General features: G+C 58.3%; 26 protein-coding genes. 17 read left to right on the top strand and 9 right to left on the bottom strand.

The window, feature by feature from the left end:
- Positions 1 to 20 precede the first annotated feature (20 nt).
- On the bottom strand, positions 21 to 1,742 hold the full coding sequence (locus ABD837_RS01915; RefSeq protein WP_345049625.1) for a CotH family protein: 1,722 nt from the start codon (positions 1,740 to 1,742) through the stop codon (positions 21 to 23).
- Positions 1,743 to 2,081: 339 nt separating this feature from the next.
- Here ABD837_RS01915 and ABD837_RS01910 point away from each other — a divergent pair, with 339 nt between their 5' ends.
- From ABD837_RS01910 to ABD837_RS01885, 6 genes are all read left to right on the top strand, one after another.
- Positions 2,082 to 3,209 (top strand): metallophosphoesterase family protein, encoded by a 1,128-nt coding sequence (locus tag ABD837_RS01910; RefSeq protein ID WP_345049622.1) that lies wholly within the window; start codon positions 2,082 to 2,084, stop codon positions 3,207 to 3,209.
- Between the two features lie 74 nt (positions 3,210 to 3,283).
- A complete protein-coding gene (locus tag ABD837_RS01905) occupies positions 3,284 to 4,357 on the top strand; it encodes a radical SAM family protein (protein ID WP_345049621.1) in 1,074 nt (357 codons plus the stop codon).
- Positions 4,354 to 4,884 (top strand): hypothetical protein, encoded by a 531-nt coding sequence (locus ABD837_RS01900; protein ID WP_345049618.1) that lies wholly within the window; start codon positions 4,354 to 4,356, stop codon positions 4,882 to 4,884. The genes ABD837_RS01905 and ABD837_RS01900 overlap by 4 nt, the downstream gene beginning before the upstream one ends.
- 26 nt (positions 4,885 to 4,910) lie before the next feature.
- A complete protein-coding gene (locus ABD837_RS01895) occupies positions 4,911 to 5,282 on the top strand; it encodes a hypothetical protein (protein WP_345049616.1) in 372 nt (123 codons plus the stop codon).
- A gap of 116 nt (positions 5,283 to 5,398) precedes the next feature.
- On the top strand, positions 5,399 to 6,190 hold the full coding sequence (locus ABD837_RS01890) for a hypothetical protein (protein WP_345049613.1): 792 nt from the start codon (positions 5,399 to 5,401) through the stop codon (positions 6,188 to 6,190).
- A 329-nt stretch (positions 6,191 to 6,519) separates the two neighbouring features.
- Positions 6,520 to 7,155, top strand: coding sequence for an LON peptidase substrate-binding domain-containing protein (locus tag ABD837_RS01885; RefSeq protein WP_345049611.1), 636 nt, complete (start codon positions 6,520 to 6,522; stop codon positions 7,153 to 7,155).
- 91 nt (positions 7,156 to 7,246) lie between these two features.
- Here ABD837_RS01885 and ABD837_RS01880 read toward each other — a convergent pair whose 3' ends face one another.
- Positions 7,247 to 8,059: a M48 family metalloprotease gene (locus ABD837_RS01880; RefSeq protein WP_345049610.1), complete on the bottom strand. Its 813-nt coding sequence runs from the start codon at positions 8,057 to 8,059 to the stop codon at positions 7,247 to 7,249.
- A gap of 92 nt (positions 8,060 to 8,151) precedes the next feature.
- On the bottom strand, positions 8,152 to 8,889 hold the full coding sequence (locus tag ABD837_RS01875; protein WP_345049607.1) for a murein L,D-transpeptidase catalytic domain family protein: 738 nt from the start codon (positions 8,887 to 8,889) through the stop codon (positions 8,152 to 8,154).
- Between the two features lie 227 nt (positions 8,890 to 9,116).
- On the opposite strand from ABD837_RS01875, the gene ABD837_RS01870 reads away from it, so the two are divergent.
- On the top strand, positions 9,117 to 9,479 hold the full coding sequence (locus tag ABD837_RS01870; protein WP_345049604.1) for a hypothetical protein: 363 nt from the start codon (positions 9,117 to 9,119) through the stop codon (positions 9,477 to 9,479).
- An 84-nt stretch (positions 9,480 to 9,563) separates the two neighbouring features.
- Here the strand turns inward: ABD837_RS01870 and ABD837_RS01865 are convergent, their stop codons facing one another.
- Together ABD837_RS01865 and ABD837_RS01860 are read right to left on the bottom strand one after the other, a co-directional pair.
- Positions 9,564 to 9,935 carry a hypothetical protein gene (locus ABD837_RS01865; protein ID WP_345049602.1) on the bottom strand — a complete coding sequence of 124 codons (372 nt, stop codon included), beginning with the start codon at positions 9,933 to 9,935 and terminating at the stop codon, positions 9,564 to 9,566.
- A 228-nt stretch (positions 9,936 to 10,163) separates the two neighbouring features.
- Positions 10,164 to 10,640 carry a DUF4199 domain-containing protein gene (locus ABD837_RS01860; RefSeq protein ID WP_345049599.1) on the bottom strand — a complete coding sequence of 159 codons (477 nt, stop codon included), beginning with the start codon at positions 10,638 to 10,640 and terminating at the stop codon, positions 10,164 to 10,166.
- A gap of 277 nt (positions 10,641 to 10,917) precedes the next feature.
- Here ABD837_RS01860 and ABD837_RS01855 point away from each other — a divergent pair, with 277 nt between their 5' ends.
- Together ABD837_RS01855 and ABD837_RS01850 are read left to right on the top strand one after the other, a co-directional pair.
- Complete coding sequence (locus ABD837_RS01855) at positions 10,918 to 12,540, top strand: ABC-F family ATP-binding cassette domain-containing protein (RefSeq protein ID WP_345049597.1); 1,623 nt, start codon at positions 10,918 to 10,920, stop codon at positions 12,538 to 12,540.
- Positions 12,541 to 12,637: 97 nt separating this feature from the next.
- Complete coding sequence (locus tag ABD837_RS01850; protein WP_345049594.1) at positions 12,638 to 13,486, top strand: hypothetical protein; 849 nt, start codon at positions 12,638 to 12,640, stop codon at positions 13,484 to 13,486.
- Between the two features lie 82 nt (positions 13,487 to 13,568).
- Here the strand turns inward: ABD837_RS01850 and ABD837_RS01845 are convergent, their stop codons facing one another.
- Positions 13,569 to 13,727, bottom strand: a complete 159-nt coding sequence (locus ABD837_RS01845) for a lmo0937 family membrane protein (protein ID WP_208176736.1) — start codon at positions 13,725 to 13,727, stop codon at positions 13,569 to 13,571.
- 217 nt (positions 13,728 to 13,944) lie between these two features.
- On the opposite strand from ABD837_RS01845, the gene ABD837_RS01840 reads away from it, so the two are divergent.
- From ABD837_RS01840 to ABD837_RS01830, 3 genes are all read left to right on the top strand, one after another.
- A complete protein-coding gene (locus ABD837_RS01840; protein ID WP_345049590.1) occupies positions 13,945 to 14,832 on the top strand; it encodes a 3-hydroxybutyryl-CoA dehydrogenase in 888 nt (295 codons plus the stop codon).
- 351 nt (positions 14,833 to 15,183) lie between these two features.
- Positions 15,184 to 15,720 (top strand): peptide-methionine (S)-S-oxide reductase MsrA, encoded by a 537-nt coding sequence (msrA, locus tag ABD837_RS01835; protein WP_345049588.1) that lies wholly within the window; start codon positions 15,184 to 15,186, stop codon positions 15,718 to 15,720.
- 70 nt (positions 15,721 to 15,790) lie between these two features.
- A complete protein-coding gene (locus ABD837_RS01830; RefSeq protein WP_345049585.1) occupies positions 15,791 to 16,345 on the top strand; it encodes a hypothetical protein in 555 nt (184 codons plus the stop codon).
- Between the two features lie 18 nt (positions 16,346 to 16,363).
- Here ABD837_RS01830 and ABD837_RS01825 read toward each other — a convergent pair whose 3' ends face one another.
- Positions 16,364 to 17,188 carry a 2,3,4,5-tetrahydropyridine-2,6-dicarboxylate N-succinyltransferase gene (locus tag ABD837_RS01825; RefSeq protein ID WP_345049582.1) on the bottom strand — a complete coding sequence of 275 codons (825 nt, stop codon included), beginning with the start codon at positions 17,186 to 17,188 and terminating at the stop codon, positions 16,364 to 16,366.
- Between the two features lie 142 nt (positions 17,189 to 17,330).
- Between ABD837_RS01825 and ABD837_RS01820 the strand changes: the two genes are divergently transcribed.
- The 5 genes from ABD837_RS01820 (at position 17,331) to ABD837_RS01800 (ending at position 23,272) form a co-directional block, all read left to right on the top strand.
- The gene (locus tag ABD837_RS01820) at positions 17,331 to 18,443 is read left to right on the top strand and encodes a glycosyltransferase (protein WP_345049580.1); all 1,113 of its coding nucleotides are present in this window, start codon (positions 17,331 to 17,333) and stop codon (positions 18,441 to 18,443) included.
- 114 nt (positions 18,444 to 18,557) lie between these two features.
- Entirely contained in the window at positions 18,558 to 19,568 is a 1,011-nt protein-coding gene (locus ABD837_RS01815) for a 3-oxoacyl-ACP synthase III family protein (protein ID WP_345049578.1), read from the top strand.
- A 93-nt stretch (positions 19,569 to 19,661) separates the two neighbouring features.
- Positions 19,662 to 20,360 carry a metal-dependent transcriptional regulator gene (locus tag ABD837_RS01810; RefSeq protein WP_425554279.1) on the top strand — a complete coding sequence of 233 codons (699 nt, stop codon included), beginning with the start codon at positions 19,662 to 19,664 and terminating at the stop codon, positions 20,358 to 20,360.
- A complete protein-coding gene (gene mnmE, locus ABD837_RS01805) occupies positions 20,357 to 21,778 on the top strand; it encodes a tRNA uridine-5-carboxymethylaminomethyl(34) synthesis GTPase MnmE (RefSeq protein ID WP_345049577.1) in 1,422 nt (473 codons plus the stop codon). The genes ABD837_RS01810 and mnmE overlap by 4 nt, the downstream gene beginning before the upstream one ends.
- 204 nt (positions 21,779 to 21,982) lie before the next feature.
- Positions 21,983 to 23,272 carry a citrate synthase gene (locus tag ABD837_RS01800; protein ID WP_345049574.1) on the top strand — a complete coding sequence of 430 codons (1,290 nt, stop codon included), beginning with the start codon at positions 21,983 to 21,985 and terminating at the stop codon, positions 23,270 to 23,272.
- A gap of 83 nt (positions 23,273 to 23,355) precedes the next feature.
- On the opposite strand, the gene ABD837_RS01795 is transcribed toward ABD837_RS01800, so the two are convergent.
- A complete protein-coding gene (locus ABD837_RS01795) occupies positions 23,356 to 23,730 on the bottom strand; it encodes a hypothetical protein (RefSeq protein WP_345049572.1) in 375 nt (124 codons plus the stop codon).
- Between the two features lie 493 nt (positions 23,731 to 24,223).
- On the bottom strand, positions 24,224 to 26,200 hold the full coding sequence (locus ABD837_RS01790; RefSeq protein ID WP_345049569.1) for an OmpA family protein: 1,977 nt from the start codon (positions 26,198 to 26,200) through the stop codon (positions 24,224 to 24,226).
- Positions 26,201 to 26,202: the final 2 nt, after the last annotated feature.

The following is a 26,202-nucleotide window of genomic DNA, read 5'->3' as shown; positions in this document are numbered from 1 at the left end:
GTCCTGCTTTCTAACTTATGCTACTCGACTATCAGCTTTTGCGTCTGGCTAGCGTTTTTGCTGCTGATGGTTACCAGGTACATGCCTGGGGCTACGCTTCGCATATCAACGCTCGTGCGGGTGCCGGTTAGCCCCACCTGCACAACTGTTTTGCCCAATAAGTCCCGGATGACAAGTTCGGAAGCCGTGGCCTCGTGTTCAACGTGCAGCACTTCCTTGGCGGGGTTTGGGTAGCAGTGGTTACCCTTCTCCTGGGCGCTGGCCACGGCGGTTATCGTGGGGCAAGGGTTGGCAAATTCTCCGTCCAGGTAACTCAGGCGATTGTGGAGCCAGTTCGTCATGTACACGGTCTGCGCGGCATCATCAGTGAACGCGCTCCACGTCAGCTTCTCCCGCTCGTACACGTTGTTCGACCGCAGATACGCGGTATGCTGCTGGAATTTGCCCAGGATGTGGCTTTCGGCGAGCACGGTTTTCCTCAGTTGCGCCCAGCGGCGCTGCAGCGTGGCCCCGAAGCCCGTTGGTGAACAATCCTGCCGGAGTCGGTCGTAGAAGCCATTGCTCAACAAGCCGGTGGTGGTGGGGTCGTTTTGCCCGGCATAGTTCGTACCGAATACGCCATCTAAATCCCACGGCACGTAGTAATAGGGCTCGCCTGCCTTGTAGCGGGCTACGTACAGGTTTTTCCCGGTGTTGTCAGTCGCCCGCACCACATTCAGAAAGATGTAATAATCCACGGCGTTAGCCAGGTTGAATCGCTGCCGGTACGTTTGGAAAAACGTTTGATTGGAACTGTTCTCCACGAAATTCACAAAATCATAGAGCGCGGTCCAATCTATCTTCTCGTCCGGGTACTTGTACTCAAACCCACCCCAGGTTTCGCTGGTGTTGTAGAATGCGGGCAAGCCCGTAAACGTCACCGCCCCACCCCAGTCAACCCCCTTGTACAGCTCCCCAACGATGCCTTTGTTATACTTCTTCAGCTTGAGTTGTTTGCGGTCGATGCGTTCCGCGAGCTGGTACACGCCAGCGTACTCCCCGTTCAGGAAGAGCTCCGTGTAGGTTGTCGCAATGCCGCTTTTAGCATCCGGCTCGGCCGCGTGGTAATAGAGCGTGTCCATTTCCTGCCACAGCTCATTCGCCGATTTGCTGCGGATGCGCAGCGGTTCGTTGTACATGGCCTGCAGGTTCCATTTGTCGGCCGTGCGCATGGTGCCAAACTGCACATCCTGGCTCGTTAGCCCCACCGTATCGGCCCAGAAGCTGAGTTCATACGATTTTTTAGGAAAGCCTTGGGAAGCCCCGCCGCGGATTTCAATGCCGGTGTTGGCAGTCATAAACCGGCCAGTGGTATCGGCCAGCGAAAACTGCGCGTACACGCTGGGCGCATCCACGATGGGCCTTTTGGCCGAAACATGAACAACCGGCAATTGGGTAAAATACAACGTGTAAGCCACGTTGGCCAGCTTCACCTGGTAAGAAGTATTGGTTTGAACCTGCGTTGAAACCTGTTGGAAATCATACAGGCTATCAAGCAGTAAATACTTTTTGGGCTGATTACTTTCGCTGTTGAGCTCGTCCAGGTTCTGGTTGACGAGGATAAGCTTCTTGTGGTAATCGATGTGGTAGAAGTGCGGGCGCACCACCAAGGTGTCGCTTGTTGAGGCAGCAGCCTGGTAAATAGGCAGCAAGCACACCAACAAGCAAAAAGCCAGTTGGCTGAAGATAGATTTGGGTTGCATGAGCAGAAAAGAGCAGAAAGGAGGAAAGAGCAGAGGCAGCGTTATTCGGACTGGAGAAGCGTCCGGGTTTCATTCCCTAGCAGGAGGCCCCACTGGTTAGGAGAATTATTTCAGTCAAACCCAAATTCATCAGTATTTGAATTTTTGCTCAAAACTACACCCAGCGTGCTGTATACAACCTCCCAGCACTAAAAAACGCCCAGCTGAGCTACTAAAACTGTTACCAACAATTATGAAAATTATATAAAAACGATAGCACAAAGCACAGATATTAGCAAGGAGGAAAATTAAGGCGTAAAAAAATAGCTAACTTCCAATTCGCCTTTTATTTCAGCTTTTATGCCCCGCCTCTCCTTCCTAGCTGGTATTCGTCTGCTAGCCCTGCTGGCGTTCTGCAGCTGGAGGCACCCGGGTGTTGCCCAGCGCTTTGCCGCGATTGGCGACTATGGCTACGCCGGGCCGGCGGAACAACAAGTTGCCCAACTGGTAAAGAACTGGAGCCCGGAGTTCATCATCACACTCGGCGACAATAATTACGACCTGGGCGACTCGACCACCATCGACCAGAACATCGGCCAGTACTACCACGAGTACATCCATCATTACCGGGGCCGGTATGGGCCCAGCGCTTCTACCAACCGGTTTTTCCCGGCCCTGGGCAACCATGACTACTACACCCGCAACGGCGAGGCGTACCGCGATTACTTTACCCTGCCCGGCAACGGCCGCTACTACGAGTTTGTGCGCGGCGATGTACACTTCTTCGCCGTCAACAGCGACCCGCATGAGCCCGACGGCATCACCACTAGTTCGGTGCAGGCGCGGTGGCTGCAGGCGCAGCTCGCCGCCTCAACGGCGCGTTGGAACGTGGTTTACCTACACCATGCGCCCTATTCTTCGGGTGCGCACGGCGGCACCGTTGCCCTGCGGTGGCCTTTTCGGGAGTGGGGCGCTTCGGTGGTACTGGCCGGCCACGACCACCACTACGAACGGTTAATAGTAGATGGCTTGCCGTACATCGTTAATGGCCTGGGCGGGCGCAGCATTTACGGCGTGCATACCCAACGCTCGCCCGATAGCAAGGCTATTTTCAACGCTGACTTCGGTGCCTTGTTTCTGACTGCTACGGCCGACAGCCTGGCTTTGCAGTTCATTACCCGCCACCAGGTACTGAAGGATTCTTACGTTTTGCGCCACCCGATTAGCAACAATCTCGAACTGTATCCCGTCAGCCCCAATCCGTTTGAGGAGGCAGCGAACGTAAGCTTTTCTCTGCCGCGCCCGACTCCGGTGCAGCTGCGCGTGCTCAACTCGGTAGGCCGGGAAGTGGCCCGCCTCTACGACGGGGTGTTGGGCGCGGGCTGGCACCAGGTAAAGTGGTCGCGCCAGGGGCTGCCGGCGGGTTTATACTACGTGCAGCTGTTCGGAGCCGACCGTTCATTGGTTACGCGCGCCGTGGTGCTGTAAGCGGCCAGACTCTACAGCTGCCATTCCGCTACCTTGTGCCCCCGATGGCAACTTCTTTGCGTAATCAGTTTCGAATGGCGACCACATCCACTGAGTTGGCTTATTTCCGGCAGCAGGCGTGGCGACTCTACCAACCGGTGCTGCCGCAAAGCCTGAAGGCATTTGGGCAGGCATGGCAGCTCCGGCCGGGGCTCACCTTCACTCCCTTCGCCAACGCCCTGCGCTGCACGGCCCACTGCGCGTTTTGCTCCGAAGAGCTGCAGCGCTACGAGGGCCACCAGCTCACGGCCAAGCGCCTGATTGACGACTACCCCGCCTACTTTGCCCGTCTGCGCGACGTGCTGCACCCCTTCCGCGGCTGGCCGCTGGGCCTAAGCCTCTCGGGCCTCGAAGCCACTGCCGAGCCGCAGTGGTTGCGTGAGTTGCTGGCCTGCCTCACCCAACTGGAGCACGATGGGGTGGTGTTCGACGAGAAAGTGCTTTACACCAACGGCAGCGGCTTGGTGGCCAGCCCCGACCTGGGCCTGGCCCTGCAAGACTTCGGGCTCGACCGGCTTGAACTGTCCCGCTGCCACCACGACGAAGCCGTGAACCAGCAAATTATGCGCTTCAACCGCAACCAGCCCGTGCGCCACAACGCCGTGTACGCCGCCACCGTGCGCTGGCTGCACCAGCACCTGGCCGTAAAAAACTCCTGCATTCTCACCCAAATGGGCATCGCCACCCTGCCCGATGTAGAGCGCTACCTTGCCTGGGCAGCGGGCTTGGGCGTGCGTCAGGTGGTTTTTCGGGAGTTGAGCCGGCTGGAAGGCAGCTACCTGCCCAACGTTTTCACCGAGTGGATTGAAGCCCAGCGCGTGCCCATTGAGCCGCTGCTGGCGGCTGCGGTGCCGACGCTGGAAGCGCCGCGCCCCGGCTGGCAGTACGCTGGCAGCACCTTCGGCTATTATTATTACAACGAGCACTACCGCTGGCAGGGCATCGACGTAGTTTTTGAAACCTCCAGCTACCCGGCCCTGCAAGCTGCCAACGCCACGGGCGTACTGCAAAAGCTCGTTCTACACTCCGACGGGACCCTCTCCGGCGACTGGGACCCCGACAGCCGGGTACTTAGCCGCGTGGCCGCTCTGGCCCCGGCCCCGGCATGACGGCCGCCCACGAACGGCTGTACCTGCGCACGCTGCACCAGCTGGTGGCGGCCGGCGTGCCATTCGGCGTGTGGGGCACCTTTGCCCTGCGCCAGCACTGCCCCACGCTGCCCCGCCGCCTGGTGGCCGACTGCGACCTGCTCCTACCGCCCGACCCGGCCATCTTAAACACACTCACAAATGTGCTGCAAGCCGGTGGCTGGCGCGTCACGCTCTGGGAATGGCCCGTTTCGCCGCCGCTGCTGGCCACCGAGCTGAGGGGCAAGTACTACCTGCGGGCCCGGCAGGCCAGCGCCGTGCTGGACTGCACCTACGAGAACGACCGCCTGGATTGGCCGGCTTTCTGGGCCAATTGCGAATGGCAGCACGGGCTGCCGCTGCTAAAGCCCACCGCCATTATGCGCCAGAAACGCCAGTTGCGCCGCCCCACCGACCTGGCCGTGCTGCGCTGGTGGCAGCAAGTGGATGCCCCATCAGCAGGCAGCACCGCTAGTGCGCCGCAGAGAGACGCAGCCACCACTACCTGACCAACAAATACCATTACTACCAACCTATGGAAACGCCCACTATCCCACCAGTTTCAGGCCAAAGCGCGCAGCAACAGGTGCCCGGCCAGAAGCAACTTATTCGTCCTACCTGGCACTCCGGGCTGCGCGCCCATTGGCTGGCTTTGGCTATTTATGTCCTCTATGCTGGCCGCTGGGTTCAATACCTCCTAGAAGTGCGGGCTTATCGCACCCAACCGCCCGGCGGTGCCGGCGACATGCTGAACTGGTTATTGCTGGGCCAAGTGGCATTTGCTGTTGTGTTCACCCTCATCCTGCTGGCCAACGCCATTTTTCGTAAACCGAACCGTCGGTTTTATGTGCTGATGAGCGCATTGGTGCTATTGCCTTTTATGCTGCTAGCCCTTATCAACGGCTAGCGGCAGGTTCGAGGTCAGGAGTTGTAGGGGCGGGGTCGTACCCGGTAGGGCTTGCCCCCGCCCGAATGCCCCGCCCCTACATCCACGGATTCCGAAACGGCTCTACTCTGCATCTTATGCTACTCGGCGTATATTGGTATTACGGCTTTCCTACAGGCCTTTACCATTTCGATTTTTTCACCTTCCGGCCGGGCCTCGGCGGGCATGCCGACGGTCCGGCCGAGCTCACGGCGACTGTCTACGCGCCTGCTCCCATTGCCCTGCTCGACCAGGTGCGCGCCTTAGCCGCCCGCTACCCCGAAGTCCATTTAGTTGGCGATGCTCAGGGGCAGTACTTGCGCCTTACTTTAGGGGGCTACAGCCTATCCGATTACGCTTTTTATGTAGCCCGCGAACTGGAAAAAGTGCTGCGAGGGCAACAAGCCACGTTGACTGCCGGCGCCATGCCTGCCGGGGCCGAATTTCTTCGCTTGGCGGCCCCTCAGGATATGACGCCGCCTTACCACTCCGGCGGCATTTTGCAGGCGGTCAGCTCGTCGCCCGGCCATTGCCAGGCCGAAACCAGGTACTTGCGCCTGGATTGTCACCTGCCTTTGGCGCGCAAGTCCGGATTCGTTGAAGCCCTTGACAAGGTCTGCCAGGAAATCGCACTGGACGTGTTGTACTACTTCGACCTCGAAATTGGTCAGCAGGTCAACCTAATGTTGTTTTTTAGCAACGGCCGCCAGGGAGTGGACGGCCAGCCCCTTCGCTATACTAATGCCAACAGCCTGGCCGACTCTGTGGCCCAGTGCCTGGCGGCCCACGGCGGCCAGCCGAGCCACCCAGGCAACTACCCGGCCCACTATCCCAAACGTGGCCCTCACATTGTTCGTATGGTGGATGCCGCATTTATGCTGGGAACCTAGTGTTTCCAGATTTCAACCCTCCTGCCCTGGCACTGCGTACACCGAAGCAATGGGCTGCCTGCTCCAACGCTTGGCAGTTGGACCAGAAGCTGGCATGTGGCATAGAATCCCGGGTTCCTGCCAGCCCCGAAAACAGCTGTTACTACCCGAGCATAACCCGGGGTTTTACCGCCGCTGCCGTAGTTTCGCCAACATGCTCGCATTTCTGCGGTTGAGTACAACTGCCCGGCATATTCCTCCTTACCCGGTGCGGAGTAGCAAGTAGCACGCTTAGCTCGCTTCAATCATACACGGCCAGCTTTTTCCTCTCTAAACGCACCAAAACCCGCATGGCACGCCTGCTTCCGTTGTTTCCGCTCAACCTGGTGGTGTTTCCGGGCGAAAAGCTCAACCTGCACATTTTTGAGCCCCGCTACCGCCAGCTGGTACGCGAATGCATTGAGCAAAATGTAACCTTCGGCATACCGCCTTACCTCAACGACAGCCTCAGCGAGTTGGGCACCGAAATGCGTCTGCTCAGCGTCGAACAAACCTATTCGAGCGGTGAGCTCGACATCCGCACCAAGGCGGTGGGGGTGTTTCGCATCAACAAGTTCTACCGCGAGGCCCCGGGCAAGCTTTATGCGGGTGGCCTGGTCGAAAACGTGGTGCAGGACACCGAGGCCGACCCGCTGCTGCGTACCATCATCAGCAAGCAGGTGCGCCAGCTCTACGAGGCCCTGGGCCTGCGCAAGCTGCTACTGGAGCTGGCCCCCGACTATTCCATTTTCGACGTGGCCCACCACATCGGCTTCAGCACCGAGCAGGAATACCAGCTGCTGGCCACCACCAGCGAGCTCGAACGCCAGGAACTTGTGCGCGACCACCTCGACACCATCCTGCCCGTGGTGCTCGAAACCGAGCGCCTTAAGGAACGCGTGCGCCTCAACGGTCACTTCAAAAACCTCACGCCCCCCAATTTCTAGGCGATGGGTTAAAAGGAGATGGGGTAATGAAGTAAGTTGGCCTGAACCAATTTTACCTCATTACCCCATCCCCTTTTTTACCTACTCGACCTTACGGCTTCAAGCCGGCCGGTACGCCCTGTGGGTATTGAGCGGAAATTTCTTTTTGGAGCTGGCCGATGCGGTTACCCGGGTCGGGGTGCGTGCTCATGAACTCGGGCGTGCTGCTGCGGCCGCCCTGTTCCTGCAGCATTTGCATTACCTGAATCATGGCGCGGGGGTCGTAGCCAGCTTTCGGCGTGAAGTCTACGGCCAGCCGGTCGGCTTCCAACTCATCCTCGCGGCCAAAGCGCAGGTTCACAACTTTGGCAATGGCCGCTGCAATAGCGCCTTTGGCAATGGAGCTGCCCGGGTTGTTCGGGTCATACGACGCGATGGTGGCTGCACCAGCTAACCCTTGCGTCAGGTTCGATTTGGCTACCTGCTCGGCGGAATGCCGGCCCACCACATGGCCGATTTCGTGAGCCAGCACGCCGGCCAACTGGCCTTCTGAGGTTAGCTTATCCAGAATGCCCTTAGTGATAAACACCTGGCCGCCGGGCAGCGCAAAGGCATTAATGGTGTGGTCGTCGGCCAGCAAATGGAACTGGAAGCGGTAGGGCGTCTGGCCCGCTTTGGTGCTGGCGACGATTTTCTGCCCCACAGCCTGTACGGCCGCGGTGGCACGGGCATCGGGGCTTTCGCCGCCATACTCCGCGGCCATTTGCGGAGCAGCCTGCAAGCCCAGGGCTATTTCCTGGTCGGTGCTCATGTTCACGTGCTGGGTTTCGCCCGTCACCTCGTTCTTGGAGGTATTAAAGAAATAGCCAAAAAGCGACACCGCCGCCACGATGAGCCCGATGATGAAGCGCAGATTTAAACGCATGGGAAAAGAAACGAAAAAGGTGAGAAAGAAAAACGCCGGGCCCGAAGCCCGGCGCAGTACGCTTTTAACGCACCCCCGCTGTTCTGGTTATGCTAATTGCCTACGCCGCCCCCGCCGGTAGTAGGCATAGAGGCTACTGCCCCGTCTACATCAAGCCAGCGCGAGTGGTAGCCGGCCTGTGTCGGCCCGTGCAGATACAGCACGCTTCCGCCCTTAATGGCCTGCACAATGGCCGCTGCCTGCCCCGCTGGCAACGCCGGGCAGCCCTGGCTGCGCCCCAAGCGGCCGTGGGCCCGCACAAACTCTTCGCACACATAGTCGGCCCCGTGTACCACCACGGCCCGGCTTTCGGCGTTGGTGTTGAAGCCGGGGTCGAGGCCATGCAGTTTGAGCGACAGGCCGTGCTTGCCCACGTAGGTAGCCGGCGCGGTGCGGTAAAAACCCAGGCTGCTCTTTTCCGAACCTTCCTGGTTTGAAAATGCCACCGGCAGGTCGCCGCCACTGGCTTTGCCGTGCGCCACCAGCGTGTGGAACAACACGCGGCCGGCTGCCACGTCAATCACCCACAAGCGTTTCTGCTGGCTGGGCCGGCTGAAATCGACCAAGGTGAGCACCGGTCGGCTCGTGGCCTTGCTTGCGGCCCGCACGTTGTAGTAGCCCAGCAGCCCGTCCCGAAATAAATTATACGACAGGCCTGTGGCTCCCAACCGTGCAAACAGCGTGGCCGCTTTTTGTTCAAAGGCCGCTTGGTTGAGCATACGGCGGGTGCTGGCAGGCAACTTTGCCGCCGTGGCGGCCGGCAGGGTTTGCGCCTCGGCTAAGTTGCTCATCAAGCTCAACCCTATTCCAACCGTTAGAATTAAAATCCTTTTGAACATTGCAATAATATTAAATTATATAATATCTAATTTCAATCAGCGTGAGCCGTATACAGCTACGGCTCAAAAATAGTGCTTAATTTCGCCAAATATCTTGTTTACCCAATTCAGCAATCACGATGGCGCAAGTTTCAAGGTCGTTGAGCGTGCGCCGGCACCTTTCTTTTTTCATACTTTCCGTGTGCAGCATCCTGGTTGGCTGTGGCCACGCGCTGCCACAAATCCCCGGGTTTGAGGCCGCTACCTGGCGTGCCGACCCTTATGCCTGCCATAACCAGCGCCGCAACGGTGTAGCCGCGCTGTTGCGCGTGCGAGAACAGCTCTACGAAGCCCGGGCCGATGATGTGAATGCCCTGCTGGGCCAACCCGACGAGGAAGAGCTGCGGGCCAATACGGAGAAAGTGTACTACTACTACCTCGAGCCCGGCACGCAATGCGCCGCGGGCCACATCCGTTCGGCGGCTCCGCGCCTCAGCGTGCGGTTTGGCCCGCTTGGTACTGTAACCGAAGTGCTGTGCGACCCGCTTAGTCCGGCCCGTTAGCCACTCAACCAGGCCTAGAAGCAGCAACGGCCCGCCAGGAAATGGCGGGCCGTTGCGATAAAATAGCAAAATGCAGCGGGGCGATTACCCCAGGCCATTGCCGGTTGGGGCGGGCGCAGTAGCTGGCTGGACTTCCCGCTGCAGCTGGCTTAGCTGCGACGGGCTCATGATGCGGCTGCACTCCTGCTCAAACTGGGCTTCGAGCTCCGCCTGCTTCGCGGCCCGGGTAGCCGCGTCGGCGCGGTATTCGCGGTTGATGCTGTTGAGCGCACTCAGACGGGTGCGGTTCAGGGGCAGCAGCTGCAGGTACTGGCCTTCGTTCAGGTGTAGGCGGTTGGCCATTTCGCGCGTCAGCGCTTCGGCTTGCTGGCGGGAAGCTTCGCGTGGGGTCGGATGCTCGGTGATGCGGTCCGCCATCTGGGCGTTGGCCGACAGGGAGGCGAATGACAGCGACAATGCGACTAAGAGAGTAATGGAGTAATGCATAAACCTATATTTTCTTCGACTAAAACAAATTTAAGCCGCTAACGCCACCTAAGCAACGCAAAGTTTCAATTTCTTCTAACTTTTTTCACAATACTCTACCTGTCCTATATTCGGACGTCTGCATCATAACTGGAGACATAAAAAAAGCAGCCCCTGAGAGGCTGCTTTTTATGTTTTCGACCGCGACGGTCAGATGAATTAAACGCGTTCTACCTCACCAATTCCCTGATGCTGAGCACTTTTAAAGTACTGCATTGCCACCAGAGAGGTAATTACCCCCGTCATGGTGCCCAGCAGAATAATGCCCAGCCCGCTAATCAGCACTCCCAAATCGGAACCGAACAGGTCGCGGGCCTGAATCTGGCGAATGGCAGACTGGCTGATGCCGCCTAGCAGCCAGAAAAACGCGCCTAACAGCACCGAGGCCACCAAGGCCGTGATAATTCCCGTGCTGAAGCCCCCAAAGTAGGTCATGCGGTCGCCGCAGGACCTTTTCAGGCGCCGAATGGCCAGCACGACGCCAGCTGCCAGCAACACGATGTCGAGCGCACCGGCTTCGATAGTGCCCAGAAAACCGGTAAGGGCAGCTATGCCGGTGTAGGCCATTAGGCCTAGAGCGGTGAAAAGGCCCATGCGCAAGCCGTTTTTTTCGGAAGTCAAATGCTGGTCATTCATACGTGAAATTGCGTAACAGGTGAAAGGAGAAGGCCTTGGCCGGTTTTAGCAGCCATGAGAAGGGAACAGGCGCTGCGACGCAAAAGTTGTACGCAGGTGCCTCGCTGCGGTTAGCCCTCTGCCGCGCATTCAGGCACTAATCTTTGTAGTGGTTAGTTATTTCCGTCGGAAAAACCAACTCGTTTGCCCCTTCCGGATTCAGACCCGCTCCTATCGTGTAATTTTGCGTTTGGCTCCGCTTGGATGCGGGGCGCCCGCGCCTTTATTTTTTGCTTGAATGATTTCCACCTCCAATGTTAGCCTGCGCTACGGCAAGCGCATTCTCTTCGAAGACGTCACCGTTAAATTCCTGCCGGGCAACTGCTACGGCCTCATTGGCGCCAACGGCGCAGGGAAGTCAACCTTCCTGAAAATCCTCTCGGGCGAGCTCGAGCCCAACACGGGCTCGGTTGATATGCCGGCTGGCCAGCGCTTGGCGGTGCTGAAGCAGAACCAGTTTGCTTACGACGACCAGCAGGTGCTGCAAACCGTGATTCAGGGCCATCAGCGCTTGTTTGCGGTGATGAGCGAGAAGGATGCGCTGTATGCCAAAGCCGATTTCTCGGACGCCGACGGCGAGCGTGCCGCCATTCTGGAAGGCGAGTTTGCCGACCTCGAAGGCTGGAACGCCGACTACGAAGCGGCCGAGCTGCTCAGTGGCCTCGGCATTACGGAAGACAAGCACTACTCGCTAATGTCGGACCTCGGCGCCAGTGAGAAAGTGCGGGTGCTGCTGGCCCAGGCCCTTTTCGGCAACCCCGACGTACTGCTGCTCGACGAACCGACCAACAACCTTGACGCGGAGAGCGTGCTCTGGCTCGAGAACTTCCTCGACAACTTCCAGAACACGGTGATTGTGGTGAGCCACGACCGTCACTTCCTCGACGCCGTGTGCAACTACATGGCCGACCTGGACTTCTCGAAAATCACGATGTATCCCGGCAACTACTCGTTCTGGTACGAGAGCAGCCAGCTGGCCCTGCGCCAGCGCCAAGACGTGAACAAGAAAACGGAGGACAAGCGCAAGGAGCTCGAGGAGTTTGTGCGCCGCTTCTCGGCCAACGCCTCCAAGTCGAAGCAGGCTACTTCGCGCCAGAAGCTGCTGCAAAAGCTCACGCTGGAGGAAATCAAGCCGTCGTCGCGCCGCTACCCATACATCGCCTTTAAGCCCGAGCGCGAGCCCGGCAACCAGCTGCTCAACGTGGAGAACCTCAGCGCCAAGGTTGATGGCAAGCACGTGTTCAAGAATGTAACGTTCTCGCTCGATAAGGGCGACAAGGTGGCCATTGTGGGCCGCGACGACCGTGCCGCGTCGCTGCTGTTCGACATTCTATTTGGCGAGGCTACGCCGGCTACCGGCGAGTACAAGTGGGGCACCACCATCACGCCGAGCTACTTTCCCAAGGAAAACAACCAGTATTTCCAGTCGGGTGAAATGAACCTCGTGGACTGGCTGCGGCAGTACTCGACCGATAAGGACGAAAGCTTCGTGCGCGGCTGGTTGGGCCGAATGCTGTTTTCGGGCGAGGAATCACAGAAGAAGTCGAACGTGCTGAGCGGTGGCGAGAAGGTGCGCTGCATGCTCTCGAAAATGATGCTGGAAAGCGGCAACGTGCTTGTGCTCGACGACCCGACCAACCACCTCGACCTCGAATCCATTCAGGCGCTCAACAACGGCCTGCGCGACTATCCGGGCGCTATGCTGTTTGCCTCGCACGACTTGCAGTTCATCGACACGGTGGCCACGCGCATCATCGAGCTCACGCCCGATGGCATCATCGACCGCCGCATGAACTACGAAGAATACCTAGCCGATGAAACCCTGAAAGCCCAGCGTCAGAAAATGTACCAGATGGCTTAATCAATCGACGAAAGCGGCCGGAAAATGAATAATTTTCCGGCCGCTTTCGTTACCGGTCTGCGCGTACGCGCCTCACTCCCTTCCTTTTTCTCTTCGCATGAAACATTCTTTGCTTCCGCTGCTGCTATTGGTAGCTGCTGCTGCCAGCCTACCAACTTTTCGGGCCCAGGCCCAGGACAACAAGCCGGTGCTGAACTCCGCCCCTCCCGGCCCACCGCCCGCCCCTACACGGCCCGTTACGCCTGCACCCGCTACCAGCCCGGCAACTCCAGCGCCGACCCCGACCCCGGCACCTGCTACCGACCCCAACCAGCCGGCTGCCGAGCCCACGCCATCTGCTCCATCGGGCCTCGATTTCCCGGACCGGAAAACCACCAAGGCCGGCGGCGCAGAGGACACGCCGCCAACGAAGAAATTCCTCTACGCCAACTTTGGTTTGGGGTATAGCTCCATTGATGGCATTGGCAATTTCAGCACTAGTTTGGCACCCGCTGTCGGATTCCGCATCACCGATAAGTTCGCCATCGGCCCTGGCATTTCCTATGCTTACAATAACTATTCGCTCTCGCCCGAGAGTTTTTATAACACCTACGGCTACCCTTATAATACGCCCAACGGGAGTTTGACAGCTAGTGGCTCCAATAGCTTTTCCAATAGCAGCCTCGGACTAAAGGTATTCGCACAGTACATTGTGTACAAAGAGTTTTTCCTGCATGGCGAATACGAAGTCACTAATGCTCAGTTAGCCGGCTATGATAATCAAGGCTATCTGATAAAAATCAACCGAACTGTTACTTCTCCGTTGGCAGGCATTGGCTACCGCTCCTACTTAGGCGAAAAAGCAGCTATTGACTTTGTGGGCTTGTACAATTTTAGCAATTCAATATTTTCTCTGTATCCAGGGTTGAACCTTCGTTTCAGCTTACTTTTCAACATCGGCAAATAGCTACGGTTAAAAACACAAAAAGCCCCGCTGGAAATTCCAGCGGGGCTTTTTGTGTTTTTAAGTTAACCCTTGCGGGTATGCGCTATACTGCGCTTCGGCCGCTGATTACACGCAGCAGAATGGCGATGATGGCAATAACCAACAGCGTGTGGATGATGCCGCCGGTGAAGAAACCGCCGAAGAAGCTAACGGCCCAAATGATGACCAGAATGACGGCGATGATATAGAGGAGGTTGCCCATGGCTGATTGTGTGAAAGAGTGTGAAGGGGAGGTGAAAAGTAGTGTGAGAGGTGTCTCTGTGGGCTTGTACGGGGGGTAATTCAAAAGGATATAATTTTTTAAAAATATTTTGTCCTTGGTAAACAAAATGCCGCTTGTGGCTGTGGCCGTAGCTTTGCAGGTACCGGCCCGCTCGCCGGCATTTCAGAACTCACCCACCCTTCTATTCCCGCACTTTATGAACGTCGCCGTAATTGGCTCCGGCACCATGGGCAATGGCATTGCCCACGTATTTGCCCAGCACGGTTTTTCCGTTTCCCTCATCGATATCAGCCAGCCGGCCCTGGACCGTGCGCTCGGCACTATCACCAAAAACCTGGACCGACAGGTAGCCAAAGCGGCCCTGAGCGAAGACGATAAAACCGCCACGCTGGGCCGTCTCACCACCTATACCTCCATTGCCGAAGGCGTGGCTGGCGTGGGCCTGGTGGTAGAGGCAGCCACCGAAAATGTGGACCTGAAGCTGCAAATTTTCCGCGAGCTCGACCAGTTTGCACCCGCCGACGCTATTCTGGCCTCCAATACGTCGTCCATCTCCATCACCAAAATTGCGGCCGTAACTAAGCGCCCCCAGCAGGTGATTGGCATGCACTTCATGAACCCGGTGCCGGTGATGAAGCTGGTGGAGGTGATTCGCGGCTACGCCACCTCCGATGCAGTAACGACGCACGTAATGGACTTGTCGCGCCAGCTGGGCAAGACGCCTACTGAGGTAAACGACTACCCCGGCTTCGTCGCCAACCGCATTCTGATGCCCATGATTAACGAGGCCATCATTACGCTGTTTGAAGGTGTGGCCGGCGTTGAGGAGATTGATACGGTAATGAAATTGGGCATGGCTCACCCCATGGGGCCCTTGCAGTTGGCCGATTTTATTGGCCTGGACGTGTGTCTGGCCATTCTGCGGGTGCTGCACGAAGGCCTGGGCAACCCCAAATACGCGCCCTGCCCCCTGCTGGTGAACATGGTGATGGCGGGCCGCCTAGGGGTGAAGTCGGGTGAAGGCTTCTACCAGCACACGGCCGGCTCGAAGGAGCTGGTTGTGGCCGAGCGGTTCCGGAAGTAATCTGGCCGACCTGATTTTGAAACTCTCAAAGCGGCCTGTACTTCGGTACAGGCCGCTTTTTATTTACCCGAGGTGGACCGTACCGAGGTACGATGCGCTTCCGCAATTTCCAGAGCCGACCGTACCGAGGTACGATGCATTTTTGCAACACCTGAAATGGACCGTACCGAAGTACTTTGCACCTCGGGTAATAAAGAACCGGGCTGTACCGAGGTGCGGTGCCATTTCGGATGGCCTGAAAGGGCATCGTACCTCGGTACGTTGCACCTGGCCTACTCTTTACTGTAAGGAAATAACCTGGGCCACGTCTAGCGCGTTGTTATCGCAACCAACGAATCTTATTTCCTACCCATGCAACATGCAACATTTGGCGCCGGCTGTTTCTGGTGCGTCGAGGCCGTATTTCAGAATCTTAAGGGCGTGGAGAAAGTAGTTTCCGGGTATACCGGCGGCCGCATTGCCAACCCGACGTATAAAGAAGTGTGCAGCGGCCTCACGGGCCACAACGAAGTTATCGACATTACCTTCGACCCAACTGTCATCAGCTACAAGGAGCTGCTCGAAATTTTCTGGAAAACCCACGACCCCACTACCCTCAACCGGCAGGGCAACGACACGGGCACGCAGTACCGCTCGGGCATCTACTACCACAACGACGAGCAAAAGCAGCTCGCCGAAGACTATAAAAAGAAGCTTAACGATGGCCAGGCCTTCCCTAACCCCGTGGTGACGGAAATTGTGGCGGCTCCCACCTTCTACCTCGCCGAAGACTATCACCAGAACTACTTCAACCTGCACGGCCACGAGCCCTACTGCCAGTTTGTGGCCCGTCCCAAGGTGGACAAGGTCAAGGCGCTGTTTGGCGAGAAGTTGAAGGCGGGAGTGTAAGTTGTTTGCCTTAATTCAATAACAAAAAGCCCGCTAAGCAGCGGGCTTTTTTGTTGCTACTATTGTTACAATGAAACTCTTCGCCGCACTGCTACTTTGCTTCTTAGTAAGAATTCCCGCTAGCGGGCAGGTATGCCTTGGTTTCGGTCAAGACGGTAAATGCAACGGGCTTAGCCTGGATGGAGTATCCAATGGTACGCGAGAAACCAACGGGCTAAATCTGTCAGCAATATCAGAAAGCAGCAGCTACAATGGTTTAAGTATTGGGCTGTTTGCAATACTAAGAGGGACGACAAATGGCCTGGCTTTTGGCCTTGTTGCCGACCCGGAGAAGGCCAATGGGGTAATCCTCGGATGTTTTGTTGGCGGCCTGGGGTATGTAGGGCCAACAGCTGGTTTGACGAATACCATCAGTGGTTTATCAGTTGGGGCAACTACCAGCGCCGGAGCATTAAACGGGGTTGCGATTTCGATGCTCACTGATGTCAAGAAACAACGTGGTGTCACCATTGGTGGGCTCAATGTGACAGACGAGTTGCATGGCCTGCAAATCGGGATGCTTGACTACGCCGGTAATAATCCGCTCTGGTTGCGATACCTGCCCTTGCTCAATATCCAGTTCTGATGCGATGAGCAGGATTGCTTACACGCTCACCCCAAAGTCCCGTAGCGCATCATTGAGCGACGTTTTCAAGTCCGTGCTGGGCTTGCGCTGGCCGATAATGAGGGCGCAGGGCACCTGGTACTCGCCGGCTGGGAACTGCTTGGGAATGGTCCCGGGAATGACCACCGAGCGCGGCGGCACGTAGCCGCGGTACTCCTTGGGCTCGGCGCCGGTCACGTCGATGATTTTGGTGCTGCCGGTGATGGTGACGCCCGCGCCAATCACGGCTTCCTTGCCGATGCGGCAGCCTTCGACCAGGATGCAGCGCGAGCCGATGAAGGCGCCGTCTTCGATGATGACGGGGGCCGCCTGCACGGGCTCCAGCACGCCGCCGAGTCCTACACCGCCGCTCAGGTGCACGCCTTTGCCGACTTGGGCGCAGCTGCCCACGGTAGCCCAGGTGTCCACCATCGTGCCTTCGCCCACGTAGGCCCCGATGTTGGTGTAGCTGGGCATGAGGATGACGCCAGGGGCCAGAAACGCGCCGTAGCGAGCCACAGCGGGCGGCACCACGCGCACCTGCTGGCCGGCATAGTCGGTTTTAAGGGCCATTTTGTCGTGGAACTCGAAGGGGCCGACTTCCTGGGTGCTCATCTGGCGGATGGGGAAGTAGAGAATCACGGCCTTCTTCACCCACTCGTTGATGGTCCACTCGCCGCCGTCTTCGGTGGGCGGCGTGGCCACGCGCAAGCGGCCTTTGTCGAGCTCTTCGATGACGTGCTCGATGGCAGCTTTGGTTTCGGGGGCTTGGAGCAGGGCGCGGTCGGCCCAGGCGGCTTCAATTTGAGTTTGCAGGTCAGCCATGTGAGGAGGCGAAATGAATATATTAGAAAAGCCGCCGGGTAAGGCCCGCACCGCTTGGAATCAGCAAAACTACCATCTTTGAGGCGTGTTTGGCTCTGGTCCGTCTCAATTCGTTATTCTGCTGGCTTCGGTATTGAAGCCCGTGGACGATACCCGTATGCGGGGCAAGTTTGCCGGCACGCTGGCGGGCAGAACCGGGATGCAGGTGCACATAGCCGGGCGTGCCTCATCGGAAGCAAGCGTTAAGCAGGAGAAAATTGCCCTCCATCCCATTTTCACGGGAGGCAGGCTCAGCCTGAACCGGCTAACTGCGCAATGGCGCTACTGGCAGCTGTTGCGGCAGCTGAAGCCGAATCTGGTTATCGTGCACGCCCCAGAACTGCTGACCCTCACGCTGCTCTGGCAGGCGCTGGGCCGGGGCCGAAAATTTCTCTACGACATCCGCGAAAACTACGCTCTTAATGTTTCGACGCAGCACGTGTACCAGGGCCTTACGCGCCGCTGGCTGGCGGCCGGGCTGCAGTGGGTCGAAACCCTGGCTGCCGGCCACGCGGCCGGCCTCATTCTGGCCGAAATCAGCTACGCGGCCGAGTTGCCATTTCTGACCCAGTTGCCGCCGGGCCGAGTGGTGGTACTCGAAAACAAGTACCAGCCCCAGCCTGATGAAAAGCTGCGCCAGCTTCCCCTGGCCCTGCCAGCCCCGCACGAACTCCTGCGCCTGCTGTATTCCGGCACCATTTCGGAGCTCAACGGGGTGTGGGAAGCCGTTGCCCTAGCCGGCCAACTCCGGGCGGCTTGGCCTGGCAGGGCACAGCTCACCATCATCGGTTTCTGCCAGCAGCCAGTATTACTACAGCAGTTGAAGGAAAAGGCCGCTGAAAACCCCGACTGGCTAACACTCATCGGCGGGGCTGAGCTGGTGGCCCACGCCCGCATTGTGGCCGAAATTGGCCGCAGCCACCTGGGACTATTGCCCTACCGGCCGCACCCCAGCACGGAACGCTGCCGCCCCACCAAGCTGTTTGAGTACCTGGCCCACGGGCTGCCGGTCCTCTCCACGCCCAACCCGCTGTGGCTGGAGCTGCTGGAGTCCCACGGAGCCGGCCTGCCCGTTGACTTTGGCCAGCCCGTGGACGGACCCGCGCTGGTGGCGCAGCTGCAAGGTCACTCTTTCTATCCCAACGGCATTCCTACTGATGTGCGGTGGGCTGGCGAAGGCAAAAAATTGTGGCATTTGCTGGAATCTGTCATTTAACCTGCCACCTTTGCGCCCCAAATTGCCCGCAGCACGTAGTAATTCCACCCGATTTATTGCCGCCTTTGCGGCTGCTCTTTCTCCTCTAGCCCAACTTTTTCCCTCCCACCATTCATGGCAACTTTACGTCACTCATTCATCGCCGGGGTCGGCCACTACGTGCCCAGCCGGGTTGTTAAAAACGCCGAGCTGGAGCCGATGATGAACACCTCCGATGCCTGGATTCAGGAGCGCACCGGCATTCAAGAGCGTCGCTGGTTCGAGGAGGGCAAGGACACTACCGCCAACATGGGGGCTAACGCGGCCCGCAAGGCCCTCGAAATGGCCGGCGTGGAAGCCAACGACGTGCAGATGATTGTGTTTGCCACACTTTCGCCCGACTACTTTTTCCCCGGCTCCGGGGTGCTCATGCAGCGCGAATTGGGCATAACCAACAACTGCCCCGCCCTCGACGTGCGCAACCAGTGCTCGGGCTTCGTCTACGCCCTCTCGGTGGCCGACCAGTTTATCCGGACTGGCATGTACGACACGGTGCTGGTGGTAGGCTCAGAGATTCATTCCTCCGGCCTCGATAAATCGCCCGAAGGCCGCGGCGTGGCCGTTATTTTTGGCGATGGTGCCGGCGCCATGGTGCTGCGCCCAAGCCCATCCGAAAACCAGGCCATTCTCAGCACCCACCTGCACGCCCAGGGCGAACACGCCGAGGAGCTCATCGTAAAAGAGCCCAGTTCCAACCGCAACAACCGGGTGGAATACATTGTAGCCAACCAGGCCGAGCTTTACCCCTACATGAACGGCCAAAACGTGTTCAAGCACGCTGTGGTGCGCTTTCCACAGGTTATCAAGGAGGCGCTGGACCAAAACGGCCTGCAGGCTTCCGAAATCGACATGCTCATCCCGCACCAGGCCAACCTGCGCATCACCCAGTATGTGCAGCAGAAAATGGGCCTCGGCGACGACAAGGTGTACAGCAACATCCAGCGCTATGGCAACACCACCGCCGCTTCGGTGCCCCTGGCCTTCAGCGAAGCCGTGCAGGAAGGTAAAATCAAGCGCGGCGACCTCGTGTGCCTGGCTGCATTTGGCTCGGGCTTCACCTGGGCCTCGGCTCTGCTGAAGTTTTAAGTATTGAATGATGTGCATTAGGGGGCCAGTACCAAGCGTGCATTCGATTTTGATGCAGCTTTGTACTGGCCTTACCATGCCAGACCGTCCCGCATGAGCGACATCCCATCCAGCGCGCCTCCCGCCAAACTGCCCAGCCACACCGAGGAGAATTACCTCAAAGCCATTTTCAAGCTGGCCGAAGCCGAGCCGGACAACACCGGCGTGAGCACCAACCGCATTGCCGCCGCGCTGGCTACCCGCGCCGCTTCCGTGACGGATATGCTGCGCCGCCTGGCCGAAAAGGGCTTGCTGAATTACGAGAAGTACCGCGGCGTGCAGCTCACGGCCGAAGGCCAGCGGCTGGCCTTGCTCACCATTCGCAAGCACCGGTTGTGGGAAGTTTTCCTGGTGCAGCAGCTCGGTTTCAGTTGGGATGAGGTGCACGAGGTGGCCGAAGAGCTCGAACACGTGCAGTCGCCGCTGCTCATGCGCCGGCTCGATGCCTTCCTGGGCCACCCCGCCCTCGACCCGCACGGCGACCCCATTCCGGCCGAAGACGGGGCCATTCGCCGGCCCGCCCACCGCCTGCTGGCCGACCTCTGCAAAGGCGAGTTCGGCACCCTCGCGGCCGTTAAAAATACCTCCGCTCCCTTCCTCCAATACCTCGACAAAGTGGGTCTGCAGCTTGGTGCCGTAGTTGAAGTACTGGACAAGGTAACGTTTGATAATTCATTTGAGCTCAGCATAAACCGCGAGCGCACTGCTCTTATCTCAGCCGAGGTGAGCCGCAACCTGTTTGTAACGGCATGACGACTCTTTTCTCCGATACCATCGTCGCGCTGTCGACCCCGCCGGGCGCGGGCGCGCTGGCCGTCGTCCGGCTTTCCGGGTCTGCCGCAGTTGCCATTACAGCGGCTGTGTTTTCCAAGAAGAGCTTCGCCGAAGCGGCTGCCAATACCCTGCACTACGGTACCCTGCGCGACCCCAACGGCGGCGACATCCTCGACGAAGTGGTGGTCGGCCTCTTCCGCGCCCCGAAGTCTTTCACCCGCGAAGATGTAGTCGAAATCAGCTGCCACGGCTCCGACTACGTGGTGCGGCAAGTGCTGGCCCTGCTCCTGCGCCACGGTGCGCGCTTGGCGGAAGCTGGCGAGTTCACCAAGCGCGCCTTCCTCAGCGGGGCCATGGACCTGGCCCAGGCTGAAGCGGTGGCCGACCTCATCGCCGCCGACTCCGCGCTCAGTCATAAAGTTGCCTTGAACCAGTTGCGCGGCGGCTTCTCGCAGGAGCTGCGCGAGTTGCGTGCCCGCCTCATCAAGTTTGCGGCGTTGCTGGAGCTAGAGTTGGATTTCGGCGAAGAAGACGTGGAATTTGCCGACCGCACCGGCCTGGCGGCGCTGCTGGCCGAAGTCTGCGGCGTGGTGTTGGGGTTGCTCCGCTCCTTTGAGCTGGGCAACGTCATCAAAAACGGCATCACCACCGTCATTGCTGGCCATCCTAATGCCGGCAAATCCACTCTTCTCAATGCCCTGCTGCGCGAGGAGCGCGCCATTGTCTCGGCCATTCCCGGTACCACCCGCGACTTTATCGAAGATGAAGTGAGCATCGACGGCCTGCGGTTTCGTTTCGTGGACACCGCCGGCCTGCGCGAGGACACCGCCGATGAAGTGGAAGCCATTGGGGTGGCACGCACCCGGCAGCGTGTGCGGCAGGCGGCCATGCTGCTCTATTTGTTTGATTTGGCGGAGCTGTCTCCGAACCAGGTGCGCGCCGAAATCGCGGCCTTGACGGAAGGGCTGCATTTGCCTGTGCTGGCCGTGGGCAATAAAACCGACTTGGTTTCTCCCGAAGCGCTGGCCGCTTTTGAAAGTGCGTTTCGACTGGAAAAATTCGGCCAAGCCCCGGACATACCGCTGGTGCTGCTGGCAGCAAGTCAGGGCCAGGGGCTCGAAGCATTGCAGGCGGCCCTGGTGCATCGCGTGCGGGGCTCTGCGCTCGAAAACAATGCTTCCGCTACCATCGTCACCAACGTGCGCCACGCCCGCGCGCTAGAAACGGCTGCTGCCCACCTCGCGGCTGTCCAAACGGGGCTCGACACCGGTCGGGGCACCGAACTACTAGCCGCCGACTTGCGCCATGCCCTGGCGGCACTGGGCGAAATAACCGGCGAAATATCCTCGGAAGATTTGCTCACCAGCATTTTCACGCAGTTCTGTATTGGTAAATAGTGGCCCAAGTTGTTAACTGCTGTACCTCTGCCCTAAAATCTTCGCAATCGTTCTCAAAGACGAACAAACGGGCATTTGCATGGTTTTTGGAAACCTCGGGGCTGCTTTGGGTGTAAAGCCAGTAGCCACCGGGGCCGAAAAAATTTCCCGGCTTACAACCTGTGGCGTAGTTTCGCACCCTAAATCTCCTCACCCCTCCCGCCCATGGCAGAAACTGCTGAACTCATCCTCGACGGCAAGTCCATCACCTTGCCCGTCATCGAAGGTACCGAACACGAAAAAGCATTCGACATTGGCAAGCTGCGCGACCAGACCGGCTACGTCACCCTCGATTCGGGCTATAAGAACACCGGTGCCACCAAAAGCGCCATCACTTTCCTCGACGGCGAGGAGGGCATCCTGCGCTATCGCGGCTACCCCATCGAGCAGCTGGCCGAAAAGTCGAGCTTTCTGGAAGTAGCTTACCTGCTGATATACGGGGCGTTGCCCACCCAGGCCGAGCTCGACCACTTCAACGGCCAAATTACCAAGCACACGCTGGTGCACGAGGACATGCGCAAGATTTTCGACGGCTTCCCGTCGGCTACGCACCCTATGGCCATCCTGTCGTCGCTCATCTGCGCCCTCACGGGCTTTTACCCGCAGAGCGTGTCGCCTGACCTCAGCCCCGAGGAGATGGAGCTTAATATCATTCGCCTGCTGGCGAAGATGCCAACCATCGCGGCCTGGACCTATAAGAACAACATGGGCCATCCGTTGAATTACCCGCGCAACGACATGGACTATTGCGCGAACTTCCTCTACATGATGTTCAGCTTCCCCACCGAGAAGTATGAAATCAACCCGGTAGTGGTTAGCGCCCTCAACAAACTGCTCATCCTGCACGCCGACCACGAGCAGAACTGCTCCACCAGCACGGTGCGCCTGGTGGGCTCAGCCAATGCCAGCCTTTACGGCTCGGTGTCGGCTGGCATCAACGCCCTGTGGGGTCCGCTGCATGGCGGCGCCAACCAGGAAGTTATCGAGATGCTGGAAGCCATCGCGGCTGACGGCGGCGATACCAGCAAGTTCATCAACAAAGCCAAGGACAAGAACGACCCGTTCCGCCTTATGGGCTTCGGCCACCGCGTGTACAAGAACTTCGACCCGCGCGCCAAAATCATCAAAGTGGCCGCCGACGAGGTGTTGCAGGCCCTGGGCATGCAGGACAGCCCATTGCTGAAAATTGCGCAGGAGCTGGAGCAAGCAGCCCTTACCGACCAGTACTTCATCGAACGCAAGCTGTACCCGAACGTGGACTTCTACTCGGGCATCATCTACAAGGCCCTGGGCATCCCTACTGAGATGTTCACAGTGATGTTTGCCCTGGGCCGCCTGCCCGGCTGGATTGCCCAGTGGAAAGAGATGCGCGAGAACAAAGAGCCCATCGGCCGTCCCCGCCAGATTTACACCGGCGAACTGGAGCGCGACTATAAGGGTATTGAGGCCCGCTAGATTTTCTGCTTGGTTTTAAGGCAAACAAAAAGCCCGCTCTGCAAAGCGGGCTTTTTCGTGTCAGGCCGGTACCGGCTCCTCCCCTATTTCAGGCGGTGCGCGGTGAAACTGGTGCGCAGGTTTTGGTAGGCCACCAGCTGCTGGGGCTGGAGCAGTTGGCTCAGCTCGGTTTCGTAGCGCTGCTGGGCAACGGCTAGCTGGTTGTCGCGCTCCTCGGCGCTGGCTCCGTTAAGGATGATTTCCAGGTCGCGGCGCTCGGTTAGCATCTGCAGGTGCAGCTGCTTCACGGCCAGGTATTGGGCTTCGTTGAAAGGAATGTGCTGCGCAAGGGCCCGGGTGAGTGTGGTAGCGCGGCTCATCATAGCCGATGAGTAAGCGCCTTCGCCGGGGCCAGCCATGGCGACCGGGGTAACAGTAACACCCGCGGCGATGCAAGTTGCCAGAAACAGATTTTTCATGGAATTGGGGGTGAAGATGGATTAATGCGTTGAGTAGCCAGAGTTGGTGTGTTTGACCAATCCAAACGTAGACAAAATTTCTATTTGAACGAAAAATATTTTTTTTGGCACTTTTTTCACCAGCCCGTTTTCCTAAACCCTTATAACTATCTGATTTTATATTAGTTAGAATTTGCAAAAAAAGCGGACAGTTAAACAAAAAAAGTGCTCGCCAACGGGCAAGCCATATATTTTCACCGGCAAAATCCAACTATATTTTCACTTACTTAAAGCCTTGCTTTAAGTAAAATGCGGCTTTATGACCCCACCTGCACTTCATTTAGAGCATTACTTTAATTGGCTGTGTTACACGAAAAATGCCCGGAATAAACTTAGCATGGGCAATTGCCTGCCAGCAATACGAGCAAAAACGGCGGGTTCAGGCGGCAATTGCCGTCTGAACCCGCCGCAGCAGTGTTGGCCGTAGTTCTGAAGCCGCACAAACGGCGCAGCCTTATAAAATATGCAGTTCGATTCGGCGGTTCATCTGCCGATGTGCCTCGGTATCGTTAGCTGCCAGCGCGTGCGTTTCGCCGTAGCCACGCGAGCGCAGACGGTTGGCGGAGATGCCGTGCCCGGAAAGGTAATCGACCACCGACTGCGCCCGGCGCTGCGAAAGCTGCTGATTCGACTCGGGCGAGCCTACGTTATCGGTGTAGCCCGATACTTCAATCTGCACGTCGCGGTACTGGCGCATAAACTCAATGAGACGATTCAGCTCGGTGCGCGACTGTGGCTTGAGTTCGTACTTGTTCGTGTCGAAAAACAGGTTGTTGAGCACCACACTACGGCCCGAACGCACCGGCTCCAGATAAATATCGAGCGCCGTCGGGTTAAAAGCGTGCTGACTGCTGTAATCGAAGCTCAGGCTTTTAAGCAAGTATTTATCGGCTGCCGCATACATGGCGTAGTGGTGGCCTTCGTTCAACACCACGGTGTAGTCGCCATACTCCGGGTCGGAAGTCACGAACTGCGTCAGTACATCGGTGTCGAGGTCGTATAGCTTCACCTCGGCCTTAAGCGGTTTTTTGGTGTTGGCATCAAAGACCCGGCCTTGCGTATACGTGCTGGTTTCCCGTGCCTTCACGGGCGGCGGCACCGGAAAACCGAATAGCTCAACGGGGCGCTCACGGGCCAGTCGGTAGCCACCAGCCGGCTCCTCACTGGCGCGGCTGCGCGAGCAGAATCCCTTCAGGTTATCCGAAGTAATAAACAACGAAGCTTCGTTTTCAAACGTGTTGAGCGGATACCCAAGGTTTGTGGGGAGGCTCCAAGTGCCAGCAATTGTCTTTTCGCAGCGGAACACATCGAGCCCGCCCATTCCAACAAGGCCATCGGTGACGTAGTATAGCGTGGTGCCGCTGGCGTGAATGAACGGAGCCATGTCCTTGCCCGGGGTATTTACCGGCGTGCCCACGTTTTGGGCGGGGCTCCAGTTGCCATCGGGCTGCAGGGTGGTCATGTAAATGTCTTCCTGGCCCTGCCCACCGCGCCGCGTTGAGGTGAAGTAGAGCGTCCGCCCGTCGGCGGATAGGGAGGGCTGCGAGTCCCACTCCGTCGAATTCACATTCAGCCCAAGGTTGAGCGGGAAGCTCCAGTTGTTGCCGGTGCGGCGCGAGATGTATAAGTCGCAGTTGCCAATGGCCTTGGGCCGGTCACAGGAGGCGAAAACGAGGGTTTTGCCGTCGCCCGAAATTGAACCGGCGCCTTCGTTGTAACTCGAATTGATGGCGGGTGAAATGGGCTGGGGCTCGCCCATGCTGCCATCTTTGTTCTGGCGGCTTACATACAGGTCTTCGCCGCTGCTGGCCGCTGGCCGGCCTGTAAATAGCAGGAAGCGGTTGTCAGCCGTCAGGTCGGGGAAATACTGAAACTTGAAGGTATTAAGCGGGGCGGGCAGGCGCACCGGCGCTTCACCCACCGGGTGTTTCAGGGCTTCGAGGGCAAACTCGCAGGTAAGCAGCTGGCGCTGCGATTTGGCAAGGTTCTTCTGCGCCTTGGGCGCCACCTTCATCAGCTGCCGGTAGGAATCGAGGGCCGTTTGATAGTCGCCGTAACTCAGGGCCAGGTCGCCGACTAACTGATATTCGGAAGCATGGGCACCGTCGAGCGGCACTTTGCCAAGGCCGTCGCGGTAAGCCGCCATTGCCCCGCGATTATCGCCCATAGCTTTGAGCAACGAACCTTTTAACAGGTACGCATCACCAAAGGAGGGGAATTTCTGGTTGAGCTGCGTAAGCACCTCCACGGCCTTCACGAAGTCGCGCTCTTTCACGTGTCCCTGCGCTTTCTCCAGCAGGCCGCGGGCTTTGGTGTTGGTCGGAGTCGGCACTTTGGGCGGCAACTGGCCCCAGGCCGTTTCGGCCGTGGCAGCACTCAGCAGACACATCACTCCGAGGCGCAAAGCCCCCAACACTGAAAAGCGGCGCATAG

Origin of the sequence: Hymenobacter glaciei, assembly GCF_039539585.1 — a bacterium.
Classification (GTDB): Bacteria; Bacteroidota; Bacteroidia; order Cytophagales; family Hymenobacteraceae; genus Hymenobacter; species Hymenobacter glaciei.
The sequence above is the reverse complement of the archived record's forward strand: the minus strand, read 5'-3'. Positions and strand labels throughout refer to the sequence as shown.

What these genes read in the sequence shown, in the direction of transcription:
- ABD837_RS01810 (WP_425554279.1), top strand. Translation starts at nt 19,662, where the DNA reads ATGAGCGACATCCCATCCAGCGCGCCTCCCGCCAAACTGCCCAGCCAC.
- ABD837_RS01825 (WP_345049582.1), bottom strand. Translation starts at nt 17,188, where the DNA reads ATGGCTGACCTGCAAACTCAAATTGAAGCCGCCTGGGCCGACCGCGCC.
- ABD837_RS01850 (WP_345049594.1), top strand. Translation starts at nt 12,638, where the DNA reads ATGAAACATTCTTTGCTTCCGCTGCTGCTATTGGTAGCTGCTGCTGCC.
- ABD837_RS01840 (WP_345049590.1), top strand. Translation starts at nt 13,945, where the DNA reads ATGAACGTCGCCGTAATTGGCTCCGGCACCATGGGCAATGGCATTGCC.
- msrA (WP_345049588.1), top strand. Translation starts at nt 15,184, where the DNA reads ATGCAACATGCAACATTTGGCGCCGGCTGTTTCTGGTGCGTCGAGGCC.
- ABD837_RS01815 (WP_345049578.1), top strand. Translation starts at nt 18,558, where the DNA reads ATGGCAACTTTACGTCACTCATTCATCGCCGGGGTCGGCCACTACGTG.
- ABD837_RS01855 (WP_345049597.1), top strand. Translation starts at nt 10,918, where the DNA reads ATGATTTCCACCTCCAATGTTAGCCTGCGCTACGGCAAGCGCATTCTC.
- ABD837_RS01885 (WP_345049611.1), top strand. Translation starts at nt 6,520, where the DNA reads ATGGCACGCCTGCTTCCGTTGTTTCCGCTCAACCTGGTGGTGTTTCCG.
- ABD837_RS01895 (WP_345049616.1), top strand. Translation starts at nt 4,911, where the DNA reads ATGGAAACGCCCACTATCCCACCAGTTTCAGGCCAAAGCGCGCAGCAA.
- ABD837_RS01880 (WP_345049610.1), bottom strand. Translation starts at nt 8,059, where the DNA reads ATGCGTTTAAATCTGCGCTTCATCATCGGGCTCATCGTGGCGGCGGTG.
- ABD837_RS01795 (WP_345049572.1), bottom strand. Translation starts at nt 23,730, where the DNA reads ATGAAAAATCTGTTTCTGGCAACTTGCATCGCCGCGGGTGTTACTGTT.
- ABD837_RS01915 (WP_345049625.1), bottom strand. Translation starts at nt 1,742, where the DNA reads ATGCAACCCAAATCTATCTTCAGCCAACTGGCTTTTTGCTTGTTGGTG.
- ABD837_RS01890 (WP_345049613.1), top strand. Translation starts at nt 5,399, where the DNA reads ATGCTACTCGGCGTATATTGGTATTACGGCTTTCCTACAGGCCTTTAC.
- ABD837_RS01800 (WP_345049574.1), top strand. Translation starts at nt 21,983, where the DNA reads ATGGCAGAAACTGCTGAACTCATCCTCGACGGCAAGTCCATCACCTTG.
- ABD837_RS01860 (WP_345049599.1), bottom strand. Translation starts at nt 10,640, where the DNA reads ATGAATGACCAGCATTTGACTTCCGAAAAAAACGGCTTGCGCATGGGC.
- ABD837_RS01830 (WP_345049585.1), top strand. Translation starts at nt 15,791, where the DNA reads ATGAAACTCTTCGCCGCACTGCTACTTTGCTTCTTAGTAAGAATTCCC.
- ABD837_RS01790 (WP_345049569.1), bottom strand. Translation starts at nt 26,200, where the DNA reads ATGCGCCGCTTTTCAGTGTTGGGGGCTTTGCGCCTCGGAGTGATGTGT.
- mnmE (WP_345049577.1), top strand. Translation starts at nt 20,357, where the DNA reads ATGACGACTCTTTTCTCCGATACCATCGTCGCGCTGTCGACCCCGCCG.
- ABD837_RS01905 (WP_345049621.1), top strand. Translation starts at nt 3,284, where the DNA reads ATGGCGACCACATCCACTGAGTTGGCTTATTTCCGGCAGCAGGCGTGG.
- ABD837_RS01910 (WP_345049622.1), top strand. Translation starts at nt 2,082, where the DNA reads ATGCCCCGCCTCTCCTTCCTAGCTGGTATTCGTCTGCTAGCCCTGCTG.
- ABD837_RS01875 (WP_345049607.1), bottom strand. Translation starts at nt 8,889, where the DNA reads ATGAGCAACTTAGCCGAGGCGCAAACCCTGCCGGCCGCCACGGCGGCA.
- ABD837_RS01845 (WP_208176736.1), bottom strand. Translation starts at nt 13,727, where the DNA reads ATGGGCAACCTCCTCTATATCATCGCCGTCATTCTGGTCATCATTTGG.
- ABD837_RS01900 (WP_345049618.1), top strand. Translation starts at nt 4,354, where the DNA reads ATGACGGCCGCCCACGAACGGCTGTACCTGCGCACGCTGCACCAGCTG.